This is a genomic window from Allomuricauda sp. ANG21, assembly GCF_040705235.1.
In the GTDB taxonomy this organism is placed as follows: domain Bacteria; phylum Bacteroidota; class Bacteroidia; order Flavobacteriales; family Flavobacteriaceae; genus Flagellimonas; species Flagellimonas marina.
The window spans coordinates 280,548-297,789 of sequence record NZ_JBFCVT010000002.1; the positions used below are offsets into that span (position 1 = coordinate 280,548).

The following is a 17,242-nucleotide window of genomic DNA, read 5'->3' on the forward strand; positions in this document are numbered from 1 at the left end:
TATCAAAAATTGCGCCCCTGCTTAATCTTTTTTAACGCTCAACACCAATACAGGAATGGGCACGAAGAATTCTGCCTTCGGTATGGTATTCTTCTCCCATAATTTCTTGAAGAACCCCCGCTTTCTTCTAAAAACACACAACAAATCCGGATGTTCTTTTTGGAAATATTCCATTACACCCAAATACGTAGTACCATTTTCTGTAATGGTCAATTGTTTGCTCAAGTCCATAAGTGCCGTATTCACTCTCAAATCATCCTCCGAATATCCAGGCCTTTTCACCAAAAGCAAACTTACTTCTGCCCTAAATTTATTTTTAATCCCTATCAATGGATTTAGAATGCTGCTTCGTTTTAAAATTCCAGAGCCAAATGCAGTCAATATCTTTTTTATGGGCTTAAATTTTGTGTCTTTTGGAACAATCAAGGTGGGGATATTGGTCTGTTTAATGATGCGGCCCGAGGTGTTCCCCAAGTAAAGCTCTTCTTGAATATCGTTACTTCTTGGAGCTATAATAATCAAATCTATACCCAGTTCTTTGTTGATGTCTTTGAGGCCGTCAACGATATCACCATTGTAGGTGGCCATTTTAATTTCAACTCCTTTGGTCTCAACTAGGTCAATCACCTCCTTCAAGTGCTCTTTACTACTTTTAGCCACTTTCTTCTCCACATTGGCCAAGCTTCCCACGGCGGTGGTAACGGAGAACACATCCATCACATAAACCTTAGCGCCAAAGTTTGATGCAAAGTCGATAGCGTATTGCAATGTGCTTGAAGAGTTTGACGAAGTTCCAATAGGTACGAGAATATTGTTCATTATTTGGTGATTGAGATTAAATCCTAAATTTACAATTTAATTGAAATGAATCCATGATCCGGCACGCAAAGATATCTGAAATAACGGATATCCTGAATATCACCAAGGCCTGCGCCACAAAAATGCAGGAAAACGGTATTTTTCAGTGGAATGAACACTACCCCTCCCAAGCCGCCTTTGTTCGCGATGTAGAACGAAACGAACTCTACGTGATTGAAGAAAACAGGACTATTTTGGGCACTGTTGTCATTTCAACCTATATGGATGAGGAGTATATTCCTATCGAGTGGTTGACCCCTAACGGCAATAGTACCTACATTCATCGCCTTTCCGTTCATCCTGACCAACAGGGCAAAGGTTTGGCCCAGCAACTCATGGATTTTGCTGAAAATTACTCCAAAGAACAGGGGTTTGTGTCGGTACGCTTGGACACCTTCTCCCAAAATCACAGAAACCAACGTTTTTATGAGCAACGGGGCTACCAAAAACTGGGCGACATCTTCTTTCCCAAACAAAGCGAGCATCCTTTTCATTGTTATGAATTAGTGCTGTAACTTGCTGCCGATTTGAGCACACAGGTAAATTTTAAAAGTATAAATAAGCTTGCCATTCCCGCCACCATTTCGGGAATAGCAGAACCCCTCCTCTCCATTACGGACACGGCCATTGTGGGCAATATTCCAGTAGATGGATTGGAGTCTTTGGCGGCCGCCGGCATTGTAGGATCTTTTCTTTCCATGCTCATTTGGGTGTTGGGCCAGACCCGAAGCGCCATTTCGGCCATTATCTCTCAATATTTAGGAGCCGGAAAACTGGATGAAGTAAAAAACCTGCCTGCCCAGGCCATTTTTTTCAATATTATTTTGAGTGTCGTCATATTGGTGTCCACTATTTTTGTTGTTGAGGACATCTTTACCCTTTTTGAAGCCTCCGGAAAAATATTGGAGTATTGCATTTCCTATTATTCCATTCGGGTTTGGGGCTTTCCATTAACGCTGTTCACTTTTGCTATTTTTGGAATTTTTAGGGGTTTGCAGAATACCTTTTATCCCATGTTGATTGCCATGTTGGGTGCAGGGTTGAACATTCTGCTCGATTTTATCTTGGTATACGGAGTAGATGGGTACATCCCTGCCATGTATTTGGATGGTGCCGCCTGGGCCAGTTTGATTGCACAGGGCATTATGGCCGTTTTAGCCTTGATATTGTTGCTTAAAAAGACTGAAATCAGTATGAAACTGACATTTCCACTCAACAAAGAAATCAAGAGATTGGTGTTTATGAGTCTTAATCTATTTGTGCGCACCGCTGCCCTAAATGCCGCCTTAATGCTTGCCGTTCGGGAAGCGACCCTGTTGGGAGACCGGTTTATTGGTGCCCATACGATTGCTGTAAACTTATGGCTCTTCGCTGCCTTTTTTATTGATGGTTATGCCGCGGCAGGGAACAGTATGGGTGGTAAACTTTTGGGCGCTTCGGAATACAATGGGCTTTGGAAATTGGCCAAGACCATTTTCAAGTATGGTATGGTGGTAAGTCTCATGCTAATGCTCTTTGGATTTATGTTCTATAGGCCCATTGGACAAATTTTTTCCAACGAGAAAATTGTGCTCCAAACCTTTTATGGCATTTTTTATATTGTGATTCTAGGACTTCCCATGAATACCATTGCCTTTATTTTCGATGGACTTTTTAAAGGCTTGGGAGAAATGAAATATTTACGGAATGTGCTACTTTCTGCTACATTTTTAGGGTTTATTCCAACCTTATATCTTGGAAAATTTCTGGGTTGGGGCTTTTATGCCATCTGGATTGCCTTTGTGGTCTGGATGATGATTCGTGGCTTTGCCCTCGTTTGGAAATTTAGGCAAAAGTTCAGGCCCTTGGTACAAAACACGTAATTTAGTATCGTCAGATATTTGATATCAGAAGTCAGACATCTGAAAAATTGTAAATTGATCATTGAGAATGTCTACAGATAGAGTAAACGGAAGTCTATATACCAAAATCGATAACGGAGTTGCCACGGTAGAGTTTGGTCATCCAGCCAGCAACTCTTTTGTTTCTGAACTTTTGGAGCGATTGGCCAACGAATTTGACAAGCTTTCCAATAATGATTCTGTTTCAGTGATTTTGTTGAAATCCGAAGGCGACCGCGCTTTTTGTGCCGGGGCTTCTTTTGATGAGCTTGTGGCCATTTCAAATTTGGAGGAGGGCAAGGCCTTTTTCAGTGGATTCGCCAATGTTATCAATGCCATGCGCAAATGTATCAAACCGATTATTGGACGCGTTCAAGGTAAAACCGTTGGTGGAGGTGTTGGTTTGGCCGCTGCATGCGACTACGTGTATGCTACTGTGGATGCTGCCATCAAATTATCAGAAATTTCAATCGGTATTGGTCCCTTTGTAATTGCACCAGCAGTGGAACGAAAAATGGGAAAAGTGGCTTTGGCAGAACTCGCTTTATCTCCAACCGAATGGAAAAATGCCTATTGGGCCCAAGAAAACGGATTGTTTGCCAAAGTGTACGATTCCATATCAGAAATGGACAAGGAATTGGAGTTCCATATACAACGTTTGGCTTCTTATAATCCCAATGCCCTAGCTAAAATGAAAGAGGTGCTTTGGGAAGGTACAGAACATTGGGACGAATTGTTGGCCGAACGCGCAGAAGCTTCGGGCAAATTAGCCCTTTCCCCAGAAACAAAAGCCGCTTTGGAAAAGTTTAAAAAATAGTTGAATGCGTTTAAACATGAGGATAAACGTCACCCTGAACTCGTTTCAAGGTCACATTAAAAATGATTTGGATATGAGATGCTGAATCAAGTTCAGCATGACGAATTTGATCTTTATATAAAATGAATATTTAAGATTTATACAATGACTGATTTAGTATTTCCCATATTGGCCCTTTTCGTAATCGTGGTATATGTGGTCAACAGAATACGTAGCAACCGACGTTATAAAAAATAAATGAAGAATATTGCCCTGCCAAAAGGCAAAAAAGTTTATTTCGCCAGCGATAACCACTTAGGGGCTCCCACCCGAAGGGATAGTCTGCCTCGGGAAAAGAAATTTGTGGCTTGGCTGGACAGCATCAAACACGATGCTCATGCTATTTTTTTAATGGGTGACCTTTTCGATTTTTGGTTCGAATATAAGACTGTGGTCCCCAAAGGCTTTACCCGAACGCTGGGCAAATTGGCCGAGCTTTCAGACATGGGCATCCAAATTACTTATTTTGTGGGCAACCACGACCTTTGGATGAACGGGTATTTTGAGGAAGAACTCAATATCCCCGTGCACCATAAACCTCAGCAATTTTTGATCAACGACACCTCTTTTTTTATTGGTCATGGTGATGGATTGGGTCCTCACGACAAGGGATTTAAGCGTATGAAAAAGGTCTTTACCAACCCTGTGGCCAAATGGTTTTTTAAATGGCTACATCCAGATTGGGGGGTGCGCTTGGCACAACACCTTTCCGTGAACAATCGGATTATTTCAGGGGAGGCTGATGCTACTTTCTTGGGGGAGGACAAGGAATGGCTCATTCTCTACGCAAAACGAAAATTGGAACAGCAACATTACGACCATTTCATTTTCGGCCACCGACACCTTCCCATGAAAATCAAACTGAATGAAAAATCAACCTACACCAATCTAGGGGATTGGATCAGTTATTTTACCTACGCCGTTTTTGATGGTGAAAAATTAAGCCTGAAAAAGTTGGAAGGTTAGTCCTTCTCGTGTTCTTCGATGTCTTTTTGAAGGTCTAATTTTCTAAAGGTTGGTGATGTAATGGCTGTTGCACCTACGGTGAGCAAGGTCATACATCCACCGAAGACCACTGCGGTCACCGTTCCCATAAGTTTTGCCGTTACTCCGCTCTCAAAGGCACCCAACTCATTGGATGAACCCACAAACATAGAGTTTACCGAAGCTACCCGACCCCTCATATTGTCTGGGGTTTTTAATTGCAGAATGGTCTGCCGAATAATCATTGAGACACCGTCAACCGCACCGCTCATGAACAAAGCAATCACGGACAACCAGAAAAGTTCCGAAAGTCCAAACACGATGATGCATACTCCGAAGGCAAACACCGCCATCAACAGTTTTTTACCTGCATTTTTATGCAATGGGAATCGCGTAGACCCCAACATGGTGATGGATGCGCCTACTGCCGGAGCGGCTCGTAAAATTCCAAAGCCTTCTGCCCCTACATGCAAAATGTCTTGGGCATAAACAGGTAACAGAGCCACAGCTCCACCAAAAAGAACCGCAACCATATCCAAGGTCAGAGCACCAAAAATGGCCTTGTTGTTAAAGACAAAACGTAAACCGTCCTTTAAACTCTGCATCACCGGTTCGCCAATTTTGGGATTCATGATGGGTTTTTTGGGTATCTGCAATAGAAACAGCAGCGCCATCAAAGAGAAGCCAAAAATGACACACATGGACCAATGTACTCCTATCCAACTAATGGAAAATCCGGCCAAAGCCGGACCCAAAACGGAGGCCAATTGCCATGTGGAGCTACTCCATGTGGCCGCATTGGGATATATTTTTTTGGGAACGATCAAGGCTATCAATGAAAAAATGGTTGGGCCCAAAAAGGAGCGCACAATTCCTCCCAAGAAAACCAGGGCATAAATGGAATACAGTATGGTTCTTGATTCCCAAGTTTCTTCTAGACCTGGCCAACTCAAAAGAAAAAGACCCAAACTGATTACAGAAAATCCAGCAATGCAGATGACCAAAAGGTTTCTTTTTTCTTTTTGGTCCACAATATGTCCGGCAAACAACGCCATCCCCACGGCAGGAATGACTTCCATCAACCCAATAATTCCTAATGACAAAGGATCCTTGGTCAAGGAATATACCTGCCATTCAATCACAATGAACTGCATGGACCATGCAAACACCATGGCAAAGCGTACCAGCAAAAAAATGTTGAACTCCCTATAGCGGAGTGCAGCGTATGGGTCCATAAATGTCTAGCGAATGTCTCTTAATTTCAGTTGAAGGCTCACCGTTCCGTTCCATTCATTTTCATCAAGCGAAAATACGGCATCAAACGGTTTTTTGTCCTTCAGTAGATCTAATTTATTTCCCAAATTAAATCCGATGGCCCCAATAGGTGTGGAGCCTTTTTGTGATAGAGATGCTTTCAGATGTTTTTCATCTTCACCAACACCTCTTGCATACCCTGTGTCCCGCAATCCTTCAGCCATAAAAACAGGGGTCATATTACCGGGGCCAAAAGGCGCAAATTGCTTCAGGATTCGCATCAATTTTGGGGTGATTTGATGGAGTTCCAATTGGGCATCAATGGAAATTTCAGGTTGCAACAAATTGGGGTCGATAGTTTCCGAAACCACTTTTTCAAATTGCTGTTTGAAGGTTTCAAATTGTTCTTCCAAAAGGGTAAGCCCTGCCGCGTACATGTGTCCGCCAAACTGCTCAATACAATCCGAACAACCTTCCAAGGCATTATAAATATCAAATCCTTTTACCGATCGCGCCGAAGCCGATAATTTATCCCCACTTTTGGTAAAGACCAAGGTAGGCCGGTAATACGTTTCGGTAAGACGTGAGGCCACAATCCCAATAACCCCTTTGTGCCAATTTTCATTATAAACCACAGAGGTAAACCGGTTTTCCTCTGCATTTTCTTGAATTTGTAACAAGGCAGCTTCTGTAGTTTCCTGATCCAAACTTCTACGCTCTGCATTAAAAGATTCTATCTCTTGGGCGTACTGCTGCGCTATATTGAAATCAGTCTCTGTCAACAAGGCCACGGCGTGCTGCCCATGTTTCATTCGCCCTGCGGCATTAATACGGGGAGCAATGATAAAAACCACATCAGTGATGGTGAGCGTTCTTTTTTTGACCTGATCAATCAACGCTTGAATCCCAATTCTGGGGCTAGCATTGATGACCTGCAATCCAAAATGGGCCAGCACCCGATTTTCCCCTGTGATGGGTACAATGTCCGCCGCAATGGCCGTTGCAACCAAATCCAAATACAGAATAAGGTCTTCCGCAGTTTTTCCTTGTCGGGAAGCCAAGGCTTGAATCAATTTGAACCCTACCCCACAACCACAGAGTTCTTTGTAGGGATACGGACAATCTTCTTGTTTTGGGTCGAGAATGGCCACCGCTTCTGGAAGTATCTCCCCTGGTCTGTGGTGGTCACAAATGATGAAATCAATGCCCTTTTCTTTGGCGTATTTTACTTTATCAATGGCCTTAATTCCGCAGTCCAAAGCAATAATCAGAGAGATCTCGTTATCCTCAGCAAAATCTATCCCTTGAAAAGAAACGCCGTACCCTTCTTCATACCTGTCTGGAATATAGGTGGCCACATTGGGATAGTTTTCCAACAAGAATGAAGCCATCAGCGCCACGGAGGTGGTGCCATCCACATCATAATCACCATACACCAAAATGTTTTCTTGGCTTTCAATGGCTCGTTCAATCCGTTCCACCGCTTTTTGCATATCCTTTAGTAAAAAAGGGTCGTGCAGATGGTCCAATTCGGGACGGAAAAAGTGTTTGGCCTCGTCATAATTGGTAATGCCGCGTTGTAATAGCAAGTGCGCTACCAAATCATCAACATTCAATTCGTTTGAAAGTTTGGAAATAGCTTCTTGTGTAGGTTTGGGTTTTAGGGTCCAACGCATAATTTGTAAAGTTCAAGTACAAGATTCAAGCTCAAGATAAAATTTTGATTTACTTCTTGTTTTTGATTATTGTAGCAGTGATTTTAATCAATTGTTCAACTTCATCAAGTAAACCTATGCGCTTTTCTTTATTGCCATAGTTTATTCTATTCAAAATCTTGAGGTTTACTCTTGATTCTTTGAGTTCCCTTAACGATATGGTAGCTCTATGCACATAATCTTTATCTGTATTTGTTCCTTGGGCCTCACCAAAATTCAAAGCGGCTCCACCTGCAGAGCGAAGCAATTGATTTCCATAATATTGACCTGTAAAATCGTTGGATAAATCTTGGCAAAAAGAAGCAATGCTGGCTACCAAATCAACAAACCTTTCCTCTAAATCAAACTTTTTCTGTGTCATAAACCATTTTGATATGATTTTGAGGTTGACCCAATAAATATAAACGATTTACCTGAATTTGAGTCTTGCACTTGAACTTTATACTTGTGCTTGCTCTTATCCTGAGCTTGAGCTTGAACTTGAGTTTGGCACTTGACCCTTATTTATGATGATACAGAACTTTAATCTCCATCTTCGCAAACTGCCTGAACATTTCCATAACGCCGCAATATTTTTCTACGGATAGGTCCACGGCCTTTTTTAATTTATCCTCATTTAGATTGGAACCCGTGAAGTGATATTCTACCGTAACGGAATCATAGTACTTGGGGTGTTCATCCGTAAGATTGGCAATGGTCTCAATGGAAAAATCATCCACCTCCAACTTCATTTTCTTGATCAACGAGGCAACATCCAATCCAGAGCAGCCGGCCAATGAGGAAAGCATTAGGGCTTTGGGACGCAGTCCCGCTCCCGATCCACCATTTTCAGGTCCAGCATCAATTCTCAAAGTATGCCCAGATGGATTGTTACTTTCAAAGGCCATTTCACCCAACCATTTGGTAGTGATGTGATTTGTCATAAGATCAAATTTTTGTTTCTTGTAGTACATCAAAAATACGATTTAAAATCGCACTTATGGCCTTAGTAACTCCCCTTGACCCCAATCATGACCCAGAAACCCGGCAGTTGGCTGAGTTTTTTAATGAGACTCTTGGTTTTTGTCCCAATTCCGTTTTAACGATGCAGCACCGACATGCGATTTCCAAGGCGTTTATCAACCTCAACAAAGCTGTGATGGCGAACGAGGGGCGCGTCACCTCAGCCTTAAAGCGAATGATTGCCTGGGTAAGTAGCAATGCGACAGGATGCCGTTATTGCCAAGCCCATGCCATTAGAGCGGCGGAGCGTTACGGGGCAGAACAGGAACAACTGGACAACATTTGGGAATACCGAACCCACCCTGCTTTTTCTGAAGCGGAACGAGCCGCGCTGGATTTTTCTCTGGCGGCTTCGCAAGTGCCCAATGCCGTAAATGCCGAAATCAAGGGACGCTTGTACCAACATTGGAACGAAGGCGAAATTGTGGAAATGCTGGGGGTGATTTCTTTATTTGGCTACCTCAACCGTTGGAACGATTCCATGGGCACCTCTATTGAAACAGGGGCTGTGGAAAGTGCTGAGCAATATTTGGGAAAACATGGCTGGGAAAAGGGGAAGCATGATGGGTCGAGGTATTAGAGAATAGACTTTAGAAGTTAGACCGCTTCGCTGTTAGATTATTCTTCTTAATCGCTTTTTAAATATTTAAAGCTCGATAGGTTTGTCCTATCATAATTCAATAGATAATAAATATTATTTATTATATTTGTATAGACAAAATCTATTGTATGCCATTTTTATAATTTGATATGGAAGAATTTCTTTTTGTTGGTCTTTTAATTTATGCCTTAGGGTTAAATAAAATACTCTTAATAATTACTCTAAAAGTACTTTATCCCAATGCTGATATTAAGCAAGCCGAAAGTTTTATTAAGAATACAGGGGCAACATATTTCAAAGAAGCTCTTTTATCATTTATCAAGTTTTTGAAATCACAAGGATAGTAGTACAGATTTCTTGATTTGCATCAATATTTATCTTTGGTTCTTGCCGCAACTTTGCCTTAATCAAAAAACGAACAGTCATGGCAAGTTTAGTGCTCACCCCTGAAAACCACATCCAGCGATTAAACGCTATTCTCAACAAAGTTGACCAGCTTCAAAGTCTGGGGTTGCCTTTGTTGACTACTCCTCCCAATAGCAAGTCATGGAACATTTTAGAGGTCTTGGCGCATCTCAATATTGCGTATGGCCATTACCAACAAAAATTCAATCAATATATTCCAAAATTACCAGACACCAAGTCTGAAAACGAGGGTTTTAGAATTAGAAGATGGCAAAAATGGGTGGTTGATAGCCAACGGCCAAAAAAAGGTATTCGCAAATGGAAAATGAAGACCTTAAAAAAGTTTGAACCTCTTTTGGACCGCAACCTATTAGATCCCGAAAAAGCGGAAGAAATCTTTAAAACTTTTTTTGAGCTGCACAACCATCTTAAGAACGCAATCTTAGTCTGCAGGAAAAAAGAGGTCTCCCAACTAAAAATTCCTTCGGCTATTGGTTCTGTGGTCCGTTTTTATCTTCCGGAAGCTTTTGAGTTTCTAATTTGTCACCTAGAACGGCATATGGTGCAGATTGATGAGATTCTTGAACAACAAAAATCCTTGGTTTCTTCGTAACAATCTTCTTTCTTACAGGAATAGATTCCCTATTTTTATGGAAAAACAAGCTACTCTAAAAAATGGACGATGATGCCTACCTCATTTTAAAAAATTTCTTTCCAAATATTGGCTTAGATAAAGAAGAGGAGGAATATTTTAAGTCGCTATGGTCCATTAAAACATTTGATCAATATGACTTAATCACCGAAGCAGGCAAGATTGAACGCTATTTTTACATCGTGCTTGATGGTGTTCAGGCCATTTATCTTTTAAATGAGAAAGGTGAAAAAGTGGTGCTGGGGTTTTCCTATTCTGGGAGTCCGTCTGGAGCCTTTGATTCCTTTATTCAACAAACGCCCTCAAAAACGTTTTTGGAGGCCTTGAAACCGTCAAAACTCTTGGCTATTTCGCGGAGCGACTATGATTCCATGTTCAAAAAACACCCTTGTTTTTATACTTGGGGGCATCATTTTTTTCAGGATATCTTGTTTGGTCGCCTCTCCCGTGAGGTGGAGCTATTGACTCTTACTGCCGAACAGCGGTATATTGCATTTATGCAGCGCTGCCCAGATGAGCTAAAAGTAATTCCCCAAAAATATTTGGCATCGTACCTTAATATGAAACCTGAAACTTTTAGTCGATTAAGAGCTTCTGTTTCCTATTGATTTTTTAGGGTAGTGGAAACTGCTTTTTGAAGCTGAGGGATTACTTCCTCTTCAAACCAGGAATTTTTACTCAACCAAAACCGATTTCTTGGGGATGGGTGGGGCAACACCATATATTTTGGCAAATAACTTTTATAATTCTTCACAGTTTCTGTGAGATTCTTTTCCATGGCGTCCCCTAAATAACGAACTTGTGCATATTGGCCAATGAGTATCGTCAGTTTTAATTTTGGCATTTGGTCCAATAACGATTGATGCCATAGCGGAGCACATTCGGGTCTAGGGGGCAAGTCGCCCGATTTCCCTCTTCCAGGATAGCAGAAGCCCATGGGAATAAGTGCGAGCAAACGCTCATCATAAAACTGTTCATCTGTTACGCCCAACCATTTCCGAAGTTGCTTTCCACTAGGATCGTCCCATGGCACACCGGTTTGGTGCACTTTGGAGCCCGGTGCCTGTCCTATGATGGCGATTTTGGATTCTGGATGGGCAGAGACTATAGGTCTAGGGCCAAGCGGTAGGTGTTCTTTACAAACGGAACAATTCTTGATTTCGGAAAGTAATTGATTCATCTCAACATCCATAACGGGAATTTACAATAAAGAAGAAAATACCCCAACAGAATTATGTCGAGGTATTTTCAACACACAACCACCAGAAAAAAACTAGTTATAGGTGTTCTTTAGCTTGCTCCAATTCTCATTGGCCTTGTTTACCAATTTGGAATGGTTGTTTTCTGCCAGCCACAATTGTTGTGCATCAAGCTCCAAATTGTACAGGTACAAAAAGTACTTTCCGTCCTTCACGATAAATTTGTTGGGGTCGGGTCTAAATTTCGCTCCTGCATAAACTCCAAAAGCACAGTATCCCCCATATTGGGGCAAGTATTTTGAAGGGTTTTTGTCAAACTTCTTCTTTTGCTCCGCATCGGTAAAATAGTAGACCACTTTGTCGTGCTCAGATTTGTGCTCTTTTATCCCTTTTTGGGCAATTCCCAAATCCAAGTAGGAAACAGGACTGTACCCCTGCAACGCAATATTGCTATTGTCTATATTGTAGGACTTTTTGTCTTGGGCAAAAGCCGTGTTCATGAAAACTGCGGTTAGCAGTAAAATTGAAATGTTCTTAATTGTCTTCATTGTTCTTGTTTTTTGTTTAAAATGAAAAATTATTTGCTCGCGCTTAGCGAGACCACTAAAAAGACCACCGTTGCATTGAACCAATAGTAGATAGCATCTATTCCTTTTAGTGCAAACACAAACGGTACGATCATAAAGGTTACGGCCACCAAAAGATCTATGGCCAAATGACCTTGAAACGGGATAACACGCGCCAAGCTATATTTGTAATCAGTAAGCAAACTGGCTACAAATACGGCCAATCCCGTAGCCACCGAAAACCAAACTGCTACGTTCGAGGATTGACCAAGACCTAATAAAAATGGCGCAACGATCAACCCCAAACCGGCTGTGTAGTCTGCAACCCCATGAAGGGTCGGTGTAATAAATCTAAGGTTCATGATGTTGGATTAAGCGTTAAAGTATTCCTCATGAATTACTTTGCCCTCACTGTTCCAAAGGCGTCTAATAATTTCATGCCAGTACACTCTGCTGTTGTCCTTCATCAAAAAATCGAAGGTAAATTCCGATGCAGATGCATTACCATCTACCAAGGTTCTGTGCAGTTCTATCCCATTCACTTTTGCAATAGCATCTGCAAAACCTCTCATTTTTTCCACCATTTGTGCTTTTCCGGAGGTGGTTACCTGATTGTAGTCCGAAGTGTTTGCATCCTCAGCAAAGAACTTCTCCACAGCTTCAACAATTGCACCTTGTGCAACAATGCTGTCCATTTCTGTAGCTAACGTTTTAATATCCATTTGCTCTGTTTTTACGGTTAAACAATCTTTGTTGTAATTACATGGCAAATTTGCGGTGGTAACGTTGCTTAAAGGCTACAAAAAAGGAGCATTCCCTTGTACTTTTTCCAGTTTAAATTTTGATGGGTTGCTCCCCGTATACTGTTTAAAAAAAGAAGAAAAATGATTGGGTTCCTCAAACCCCAGTGCAATGGATATTTCCTTTACGGAGGCATCTGAGCTGAGTAGTTTTTTAGAGGTATTGATGAGTTCATTCCTTATGAGCCGGCCCAAGGAATCGTTCATCTTATCCCTAGTCTTTTTGGCCAAGGCCTTTACGGAAAGGTTCATTTTATCGGCATAAAAGGCCAACGACCGTTCTTGCATGTGATGCTCCCGTAGCAGAAAAACCAAATCTTCCACAAAAGGATCTTTTCTTTCAAAGTCAAAGTTTTCGCGGAACTGGGTGGGGCTGTAGCCTGTACGTTTTTTAAAAACCCTATTGAAATAGGCAGGGTCCTTGAACCCCATATCATAAGAAACTTCTTGAATGCTCTTATCGGTGAAGGCTACATCTTTTTTACTTTCCACCAATCGTTTCTCCTCCAACATAGATTTAACGGTAATTCCCAATTTATCCTTTATAAGTGCATGGGCCTGATATCCGTTTTCCCGAAATAGGGCTTCCAATTCTGCATTGGTTAGGTGATTCGGGTATTCTTTGTCGATTACATCCTTGATATCAAAAATGATTTGATACTCACTCTTACTGGCATTGAAGGGATTCTGCCAAAACCATTGCTTCAAAGAAACGTCCATAATCTGACGGGTATTTCCTTCGAATAAGCTCTGTGAAAGGTATTTTTCGCAATCCACACACTCCTTAAAATTGATGTAGCCCAAAGAGATGAGATGTTTGAACAGCACCCGAACATCCCTGTTCTCAAAAACATCTTTATTGGGAAACTCGATGGTTCTTACTTCAAAATCTTCCGAAAGGAATTTTATGTATTGCCCTTTTTCCAAATAAATGGCCTTATCCTTCCAATCGGTGTAATTTTTAAAATCGACCTGAATACTTCCTGAACCGGAAAGAATATGGAAAAGGGTGTATTGGTTAATGAAGTAAACCTTATTGATTTCTGGGTTGAATTTTCGGACCATGGTTTTGAGTTAGCTTACCCAATAGGTCGGATTAGCAACGGGTTACTGACATTACTTTTTCCCGCCAACCACTACCACAAATTCTCCTTTGGGCGGGTGATTGGTAAAATGTTGCAATACTTCAGATAACGTTCCCCGTATTGTTTCCTCGTAGAGTTTAGTGAGTTCCCGCGATACAGAAACCGGTCTGTCTGCCCCAAAATATTCCACAAATTGGGTCAGGGTTTTTATGAGTTTGTGGGGAGATTCGTAGAAAACCAAGGTTCGGGATTCTTCCGACAGCTGTTCCAATCGGGTTTGACGACCTTTTTTTAAAGGGAGGAACCCTTCAAACACAAAACGGTCATTTGGTAATCCACTATTTACCAAAGCAGGCACAAAAGCAGTGGCTCCGGGAAGGCATTCCACTGCAATGCCATTTTCAACACAAGCTCGGGTCAATAAAAATCCTGGATCAGAGATGGCTGGTGTCCCAGCATCAGAAATTAAGGCGATTGTGGTTTCGCCCTTCAATTTGTTCACCAAAGCATCCAACTGTTTGTGCTCATTGTGCATGTGGTGACTTTGAAGCGGGGTACCAATTTCAAAATGTTTGAGTAATTTTCCACTGGTACGGGTGTCTTCGGCTAAAACCAAATCCACATCCTTCAAGACTTTTATGGCCCTAAGGGTAATGTCGTCAAGGTTTCCAATAGGGGTCGGAACCAAATATAGTTTTCCCATGGACCTAAGTTACGGTCTTCCTTCTAAAAAGTAATTGGAATGTTGTTGAATTAAGCGAATCGACGTTCAATCAGAGCCATCAAGCGGGTTTCGTATTCCTCCTTGCCTTCCCAGTTATCATACTCAGGTTTTACCATATTGGTGATAAAGGCAATGGAACGCTCCTCAGTTTCTATGGTATTCAACTGGGACAACACTCGGGTATAATCCTCCATGTTACCATTGAACAGGTGCTTTACAAAAGCTAGCTTATCATTCAGACCTATTTGAAGGTCCTTAACAAACCTATCATTCAAAGATTTTGACTTGCTTTTCTGCTCTGTTTCTTCAATTTTTTTGGCTACCCCTACATTCTCCTTATCGTTTTTCATAAGGTCTGGCTTGGCCACAAACTCAGCAAAAACCTGTTCCAGTGCGGTTTCAGTAGGCATCTCGGAAACCATATCCTTTATGGTCTCCATTCCAGGCGTCATAATATCTTCTTCGTGGGGATTGCTTTCCGGAACGGAAATATTCCCGCTCAAAACAGCATTGGCCACTTTTTCAAAACGTGAAGCGATTACATTTTTGGAAACATCGACCTCAACATCACTCAACTTCTCATCTATAAACTTGAGCACTGCCAATTTCTCATAGATCTTCCGTGACTTATCATACAACTCCGCCAATTCCTGATCTTCCCTTGCGGTGATGATCTCGGTGGAGAGCTTTATCAATTCTTCTCGTAACTTCCGTATCATAGCTCGTCTTCTTTACTATAAAAATATAATCATTTTGTGCTTTCCCGTGCGAACAAAAGGTTAAATTTTAACCCATCTGCTGGGGTGCATTTTTTTAGTAGCTTTGTGTTTCGTTTTCTAAACAACGAAAAATCACGCAATTTCTTTCAAAAATACGGTATGTTTCTCGAAAACACGGTAAACCCTAAGGAGCAGTTTGGATGGATAGAGGTTATCTGCGGTTCCATGTTTTCTGGTAAGACCGAAGAGCTCATCCGAAGACTGAAAAGAGCCCAATTTGCCAAGCAAAAGGTGGAGATTTTTAAACCCATTGTAGATACCCGCTACCATGAAGACATGGTGGTTTCCCACGATGCCAATGAAATTCGTTCTACTCCCGTACCCGCTGCGGCCAATATTCGTCTGCTTGCAGATGATTGCGATGTAGTGGGCATTGATGAAGCCCAGTTCTTTGATGATGAGATTGTTACCGTTTGTAACGACTTGGCCAACCGTGGCGTACGTGTGGTGGTTGCTGGTTTGGACATGGATTTTAAAGGCAACCCTTTTGGTCCTATGCCGGCCCTCATGGCCACAGCGGAATATGTTACCAAGGTGCACGCCGTCTGCACCCGCACTGGAAACTTGGCCAATTACAGTTTTCGAAAATCCAGCAACGACAAGCTTGTCCTTTTAGGCGAAACGGAAGAATATGAACCTTTGAGCAGAGCCGCTTTTTACAAGGCCATGCTGCGCGAGAAGGTCAGACAAATGGATGTGGAGGTTGAAGAGGTGGAAGCTAAAAAGAAAAATGCCGATGGGTAAGATTGGGGAAACCACGTTGCAAATAGACCTTTCGGCTCTGGAACACAATTACAGGTACTTGCGCTCCAAAATAGCTGCAGAAACCAAATTTTTGGCTGTAGTAAAGGCTTTTGCCTACGGAAGTGATATGGTGGCCGTTGCCCAAAAGATGGAACAGCTGGGTGTGGATTATTTGGCGGTGGCCTATGCCAAAGAGGGTTCATTGCTTCGCGATGCGGGAATTAAAACTCCCATTTTGGTGTTGCACCCGCTACCATCAAATTTTGATGAAATCATAGACCGATGCTTGGAGCCCAGTCTGTATTCCCGAAAGATTCTCACTGAGTTTTTAGATGTGGCCAAAGCAAAACATCAGAAAGCATATCCAGTGCACATCAAATTCAATACGGGATTGAACCGATTGGGTTTCAATGAGAGTGATGTAGACTTTATTGCTGAACAGTTGGAAGACAATAAGGAGGTAAAAGTGGCTTCGCTATTTTCCCATTTAGCCGCTTCGGAAGATTTGGAGGAAAAATCATTTAGCCTGGACCAAATCAATACCTTCAAAAAAATTAGTGAGAATCTCACGGAAAAATTGGGGTCCACGCCTATGCGACACATGCTGAACACTTCAGGGATAATCAACTATGCTGAAGCGCAATTTGAAATGGTACGCAGTGGCATCGGATTGTATGGTTATGGCAATGATGCGATTATCGATACCGAATTGAAACCGATTGCCTCATTAAAGACCATCATTTCGCAAATCCATACCATTAAAGCAAACGAAACGGTGGGGTATAATAGAGCTTTTACTTCAAACAGTTCCAGAAAAACAGCAACCCTGCCTTTGGGTCATGCCGATGGTATTGGCCGGCAATATGGTAATGGAAAAGCCAGTGTGCTTATCCGTGGTAAAAAAGCGCCTATTATTGGAAATGTCTGTATGGATATGATCATGGTGGATGTCACCGGTATTGATTGCCAAGAAGGAGATGAAGCCCTAGTTTTTGGACAAGATAAGTCTGCGGAGGGTTTTGCTGAGGGGGCCAAAACTATTTCGTACGAAATCCTTACGGCCATCTCCCAGCGAGTGAAAAGGGAAATCATAGCGAGTTGATTTTTAGCTTTTTTTCTTCGAACCAATCCCTTTTTT

Annotated in this window: 22 protein-coding genes; 10 read left to right on the forward strand and 12 right to left on the reverse strand. The window is 41.9% G+C overall.

From position 1 onward, the window contains the following. Positions 1–21: 21 nt before the first annotated feature. A complete protein-coding gene (locus AB1A65_RS03605) occupies positions 22–819 on the reverse strand; it encodes a universal stress protein (protein ID WP_366585724.1) in 798 nt (265 codons plus the stop codon). Positions 820–872: 53 nt separating this feature from the next. On the opposite strand from AB1A65_RS03605, the gene AB1A65_RS03610 reads away from it, so the two are divergent. The 4 genes from AB1A65_RS03610 to AB1A65_RS03625 all read left to right on the forward strand — a co-directional run bounded on the left by AB1A65_RS03610 (position 873) and on the right by AB1A65_RS03625 (position 4,560). Next, the gene (locus AB1A65_RS03610) at positions 873–1,373 is read left to right on the forward strand and encodes a GNAT family N-acetyltransferase (protein ID WP_366585726.1); all 501 of its coding nucleotides are present in this window, start codon (positions 873–875) and stop codon (positions 1,371–1,373) included. Positions 1,374–1,385: 12 nt separating this feature from the next. Continuing rightward, on the forward strand, positions 1,386–2,720 hold the full coding sequence (locus AB1A65_RS03615) for an MATE family efflux transporter (RefSeq protein WP_366585728.1): 1,335 nt from the start codon (positions 1,386–1,388) through the stop codon (positions 2,718–2,720). Between the two features lie 67 nt (positions 2,721–2,787). After that, the gene (locus tag AB1A65_RS03620; RefSeq protein WP_366585730.1) at positions 2,788–3,555 is read left to right on the forward strand and encodes an enoyl-CoA hydratase/isomerase family protein; all 768 of its coding nucleotides are present in this window, start codon (positions 2,788–2,790) and stop codon (positions 3,553–3,555) included. Positions 3,556–3,792: 237 nt separating this feature from the next. Continuing rightward, the gene (locus AB1A65_RS03625; protein ID WP_366585732.1) at positions 3,793–4,560 is read left to right on the forward strand and encodes a UDP-2,3-diacylglucosamine diphosphatase; all 768 of its coding nucleotides are present in this window, start codon (positions 3,793–3,795) and stop codon (positions 4,558–4,560) included. Here AB1A65_RS03625 and AB1A65_RS03630 read toward each other — a convergent pair. The 4 genes from AB1A65_RS03630 to AB1A65_RS03645 all read right to left on the reverse strand — a co-directional run bounded on the left by AB1A65_RS03630 (position 4,557) and on the right by AB1A65_RS03645 (position 8,470). Continuing rightward, on the reverse strand, positions 4,557–5,813 hold the full coding sequence (locus AB1A65_RS03630) for an MFS transporter (RefSeq protein WP_366585734.1): 1,257 nt from the start codon (positions 5,811–5,813) through the stop codon (positions 4,557–4,559). The two genes, AB1A65_RS03625 and AB1A65_RS03630, sit on opposite strands and share 4 nt — an antisense overlap. Before the next feature lie 6 nt (positions 5,814–5,819). Continuing rightward, positions 5,820–7,508: a single-stranded-DNA-specific exonuclease RecJ gene (recJ, locus tag AB1A65_RS03635; RefSeq protein WP_366585736.1), complete on the reverse strand. Its 1,689-nt coding sequence runs from the start codon at positions 7,506–7,508 to the stop codon at positions 5,820–5,822. 49 nt (positions 7,509–7,557) lie between these two features. Further along, positions 7,558–7,908 carry a four helix bundle protein gene (locus tag AB1A65_RS03640; RefSeq protein ID WP_366585738.1) on the reverse strand — a complete coding sequence of 117 codons (351 nt, stop codon included), beginning with the start codon at positions 7,906–7,908 and terminating at the stop codon, positions 7,558–7,560. Positions 7,909–8,047: 139 nt separating this feature from the next. Further along, positions 8,048–8,470, reverse strand: coding sequence for an OsmC family protein (locus tag AB1A65_RS03645; RefSeq protein WP_366585740.1), 423 nt, complete (start codon positions 8,468–8,470; stop codon positions 8,048–8,050). 56 nt (positions 8,471–8,526) lie between these two features. On the opposite strand from AB1A65_RS03645, the gene AB1A65_RS03650 reads away from it, so the two are divergent. The 4 genes from AB1A65_RS03650 to AB1A65_RS03665 all read left to right on the forward strand — a co-directional run bounded on the left by AB1A65_RS03650 (position 8,527) and on the right by AB1A65_RS03665 (position 10,815). Further along, positions 8,527–9,129, forward strand: a complete 603-nt coding sequence (locus AB1A65_RS03650; RefSeq protein ID WP_366585742.1) for a carboxymuconolactone decarboxylase family protein — start codon at positions 8,527–8,529, stop codon at positions 9,127–9,129. 170 nt (positions 9,130–9,299) lie between these two features. Beyond that, positions 9,300–9,494 carry a hypothetical protein gene (locus AB1A65_RS03655; RefSeq protein WP_366585744.1) on the forward strand — a complete coding sequence of 65 codons (195 nt, stop codon included), beginning with the start codon at positions 9,300–9,302 and terminating at the stop codon, positions 9,492–9,494. Between the two features lie 80 nt (positions 9,495–9,574). Then, positions 9,575–10,168: a hypothetical protein gene (locus AB1A65_RS03660; RefSeq protein ID WP_366585746.1), complete on the forward strand. Its 594-nt coding sequence runs from the start codon at positions 9,575–9,577 to the stop codon at positions 10,166–10,168. 62 nt (positions 10,169–10,230) lie between these two features. Further along, positions 10,231–10,815 (forward strand): Crp/Fnr family transcriptional regulator, encoded by a 585-nt coding sequence (locus AB1A65_RS03665; RefSeq protein ID WP_366585748.1) that lies wholly within the window; start codon positions 10,231–10,233, stop codon positions 10,813–10,815. Here the strand turns inward: AB1A65_RS03665 and AB1A65_RS03670 are convergent. From AB1A65_RS03670 to AB1A65_RS03700, 7 genes are all read right to left on the reverse strand, one after another. Then, positions 10,809–11,387, reverse strand: a complete 579-nt coding sequence (locus tag AB1A65_RS03670; RefSeq protein WP_366587051.1) for a uracil-DNA glycosylase family protein — start codon at positions 11,385–11,387, stop codon at positions 10,809–10,811. The two genes, AB1A65_RS03665 and AB1A65_RS03670, sit on opposite strands and share 7 nt — an antisense overlap. A gap of 93 nt (positions 11,388–11,480) precedes the next feature. Then, positions 11,481–11,954, reverse strand: a complete 474-nt coding sequence (locus tag AB1A65_RS03675) for a YHS domain-containing (seleno)protein (protein ID WP_366585750.1) — start codon at positions 11,952–11,954, stop codon at positions 11,481–11,483. A 29-nt stretch (positions 11,955–11,983) separates the two neighbouring features. After that, the gene (locus AB1A65_RS03680; RefSeq protein WP_366585752.1) at positions 11,984–12,334 is read right to left on the reverse strand and encodes a hypothetical protein; all 351 of its coding nucleotides are present in this window, start codon (positions 12,332–12,334) and stop codon (positions 11,984–11,986) included. A 9-nt stretch (positions 12,335–12,343) separates the two neighbouring features. Continuing rightward, the gene (locus AB1A65_RS03685; protein ID WP_366585754.1) at positions 12,344–12,694 is read right to left on the reverse strand and encodes a SnoaL-like domain-containing protein; all 351 of its coding nucleotides are present in this window, start codon (positions 12,692–12,694) and stop codon (positions 12,344–12,346) included. 75 nt (positions 12,695–12,769) lie between these two features. Next, positions 12,770–13,837 (reverse strand): AraC family transcriptional regulator, encoded by a 1,068-nt coding sequence (locus AB1A65_RS03690; protein WP_366585756.1) that lies wholly within the window; start codon positions 13,835–13,837, stop codon positions 12,770–12,772. A 51-nt stretch (positions 13,838–13,888) separates the two neighbouring features. Continuing rightward, positions 13,889–14,560: a 16S rRNA (cytidine(1402)-2'-O)-methyltransferase gene (gene rsmI, locus AB1A65_RS03695; protein WP_366585758.1), complete on the reverse strand. Its 672-nt coding sequence runs from the start codon at positions 14,558–14,560 to the stop codon at positions 13,889–13,891. Between the two features lie 50 nt (positions 14,561–14,610). Further along, on the reverse strand, positions 14,611–15,300 hold the full coding sequence (locus AB1A65_RS03700) for a hypothetical protein (RefSeq protein WP_366585760.1): 690 nt from the start codon (positions 15,298–15,300) through the stop codon (positions 14,611–14,613). Between the two features lie 159 nt (positions 15,301–15,459). Here AB1A65_RS03700 and AB1A65_RS03705 point away from each other — a divergent pair, with 159 nt between their 5' ends. Next, positions 15,460–16,104, forward strand: a complete 645-nt coding sequence (locus AB1A65_RS03705; RefSeq protein ID WP_366585762.1) for a thymidine kinase — start codon at positions 15,460–15,462, stop codon at positions 16,102–16,104. Next, positions 16,097–17,206 carry an alanine racemase gene (gene alr / locus AB1A65_RS03710; protein WP_366585764.1) on the forward strand — a complete coding sequence of 370 codons (1,110 nt, stop codon included), beginning with the start codon at positions 16,097–16,099 and terminating at the stop codon, positions 17,204–17,206. Before AB1A65_RS03705 ends, alr begins: the two co-directional genes overlap by 8 nt. The last annotated feature ends 36 nt before the right edge of the window (positions 17,207–17,242 follow it).

Bases quoted from the DNA above. Each gene is read 5' to 3' on its own strand.
- AB1A65_RS03605 (WP_366585724.1), bottom strand. From the start codon at position 819: ATGAACAATATTCTCGTACCTATTGGAACTTCGTCAAACTCTTCAAGC.
- AB1A65_RS03610 (WP_366585726.1), top strand. From the start codon at position 873: ATGATCCGGCACGCAAAGATATCTGAAATAACGGATATCCTGAATATC.
- AB1A65_RS03620 (WP_366585730.1), top strand. From the start codon at position 2,788: ATGTCTACAGATAGAGTAAACGGAAGTCTATATACCAAAATCGATAAC.
- AB1A65_RS03625 (WP_366585732.1), top strand. From the start codon at position 3,793: ATGAAGAATATTGCCCTGCCAAAAGGCAAAAAAGTTTATTTCGCCAGC.
- AB1A65_RS03630 (WP_366585734.1), bottom strand. From the start codon at position 5,813: ATGGACCCATACGCTGCACTCCGCTATAGGGAGTTCAACATTTTTTTG.
- recJ (WP_366585736.1), bottom strand. From the start codon at position 7,508: ATGCGTTGGACCCTAAAACCCAAACCTACACAAGAAGCTATTTCCAAA.
- AB1A65_RS03640 (WP_366585738.1), bottom strand. From the start codon at position 7,908: ATGACACAGAAAAAGTTTGATTTAGAGGAAAGGTTTGTTGATTTGGTA.
- AB1A65_RS03645 (WP_366585740.1), bottom strand. From the start codon at position 8,470: ATGACAAATCACATCACTACCAAATGGTTGGGTGAAATGGCCTTTGAA.
- AB1A65_RS03650 (WP_366585742.1), top strand. From the start codon at position 8,527: ATGGCCTTAGTAACTCCCCTTGACCCCAATCATGACCCAGAAACCCGG.
- AB1A65_RS03655 (WP_366585744.1), top strand. From the start codon at position 9,300: ATGGAAGAATTTCTTTTTGTTGGTCTTTTAATTTATGCCTTAGGGTTA.
- AB1A65_RS03660 (WP_366585746.1), top strand. From the start codon at position 9,575: ATGGCAAGTTTAGTGCTCACCCCTGAAAACCACATCCAGCGATTAAAC.
- AB1A65_RS03665 (WP_366585748.1), top strand. From the start codon at position 10,231: ATGGACGATGATGCCTACCTCATTTTAAAAAATTTCTTTCCAAATATT.
- AB1A65_RS03670 (WP_366587051.1), bottom strand. From the start codon at position 11,387: ATGAATCAATTACTTTCCGAAATCAAGAATTGTTCCGTTTGTAAAGAA.
- AB1A65_RS03675 (WP_366585750.1), bottom strand. From the start codon at position 11,954: ATGAAGACAATTAAGAACATTTCAATTTTACTGCTAACCGCAGTTTTC.
- AB1A65_RS03680 (WP_366585752.1), bottom strand. From the start codon at position 12,334: ATGAACCTTAGATTTATTACACCGACCCTTCATGGGGTTGCAGACTAC.
- AB1A65_RS03685 (WP_366585754.1), bottom strand. From the start codon at position 12,694: ATGGATATTAAAACGTTAGCTACAGAAATGGACAGCATTGTTGCACAA.
- AB1A65_RS03690 (WP_366585756.1), bottom strand. From the start codon at position 13,837: ATGGTCCGAAAATTCAACCCAGAAATCAATAAGGTTTACTTCATTAAC.
- rsmI (WP_366585758.1), bottom strand. From the start codon at position 14,560: ATGGGAAAACTATATTTGGTTCCGACCCCTATTGGAAACCTTGACGAC.
- AB1A65_RS03700 (WP_366585760.1), bottom strand. From the start codon at position 15,300: ATGATACGGAAGTTACGAGAAGAATTGATAAAGCTCTCCACCGAGATC.
- AB1A65_RS03705 (WP_366585762.1), top strand. From the start codon at position 15,460: ATGTTTCTCGAAAACACGGTAAACCCTAAGGAGCAGTTTGGATGGATA.
- alr (WP_366585764.1), top strand. From the start codon at position 16,097: ATGGGTAAGATTGGGGAAACCACGTTGCAAATAGACCTTTCGGCTCTG.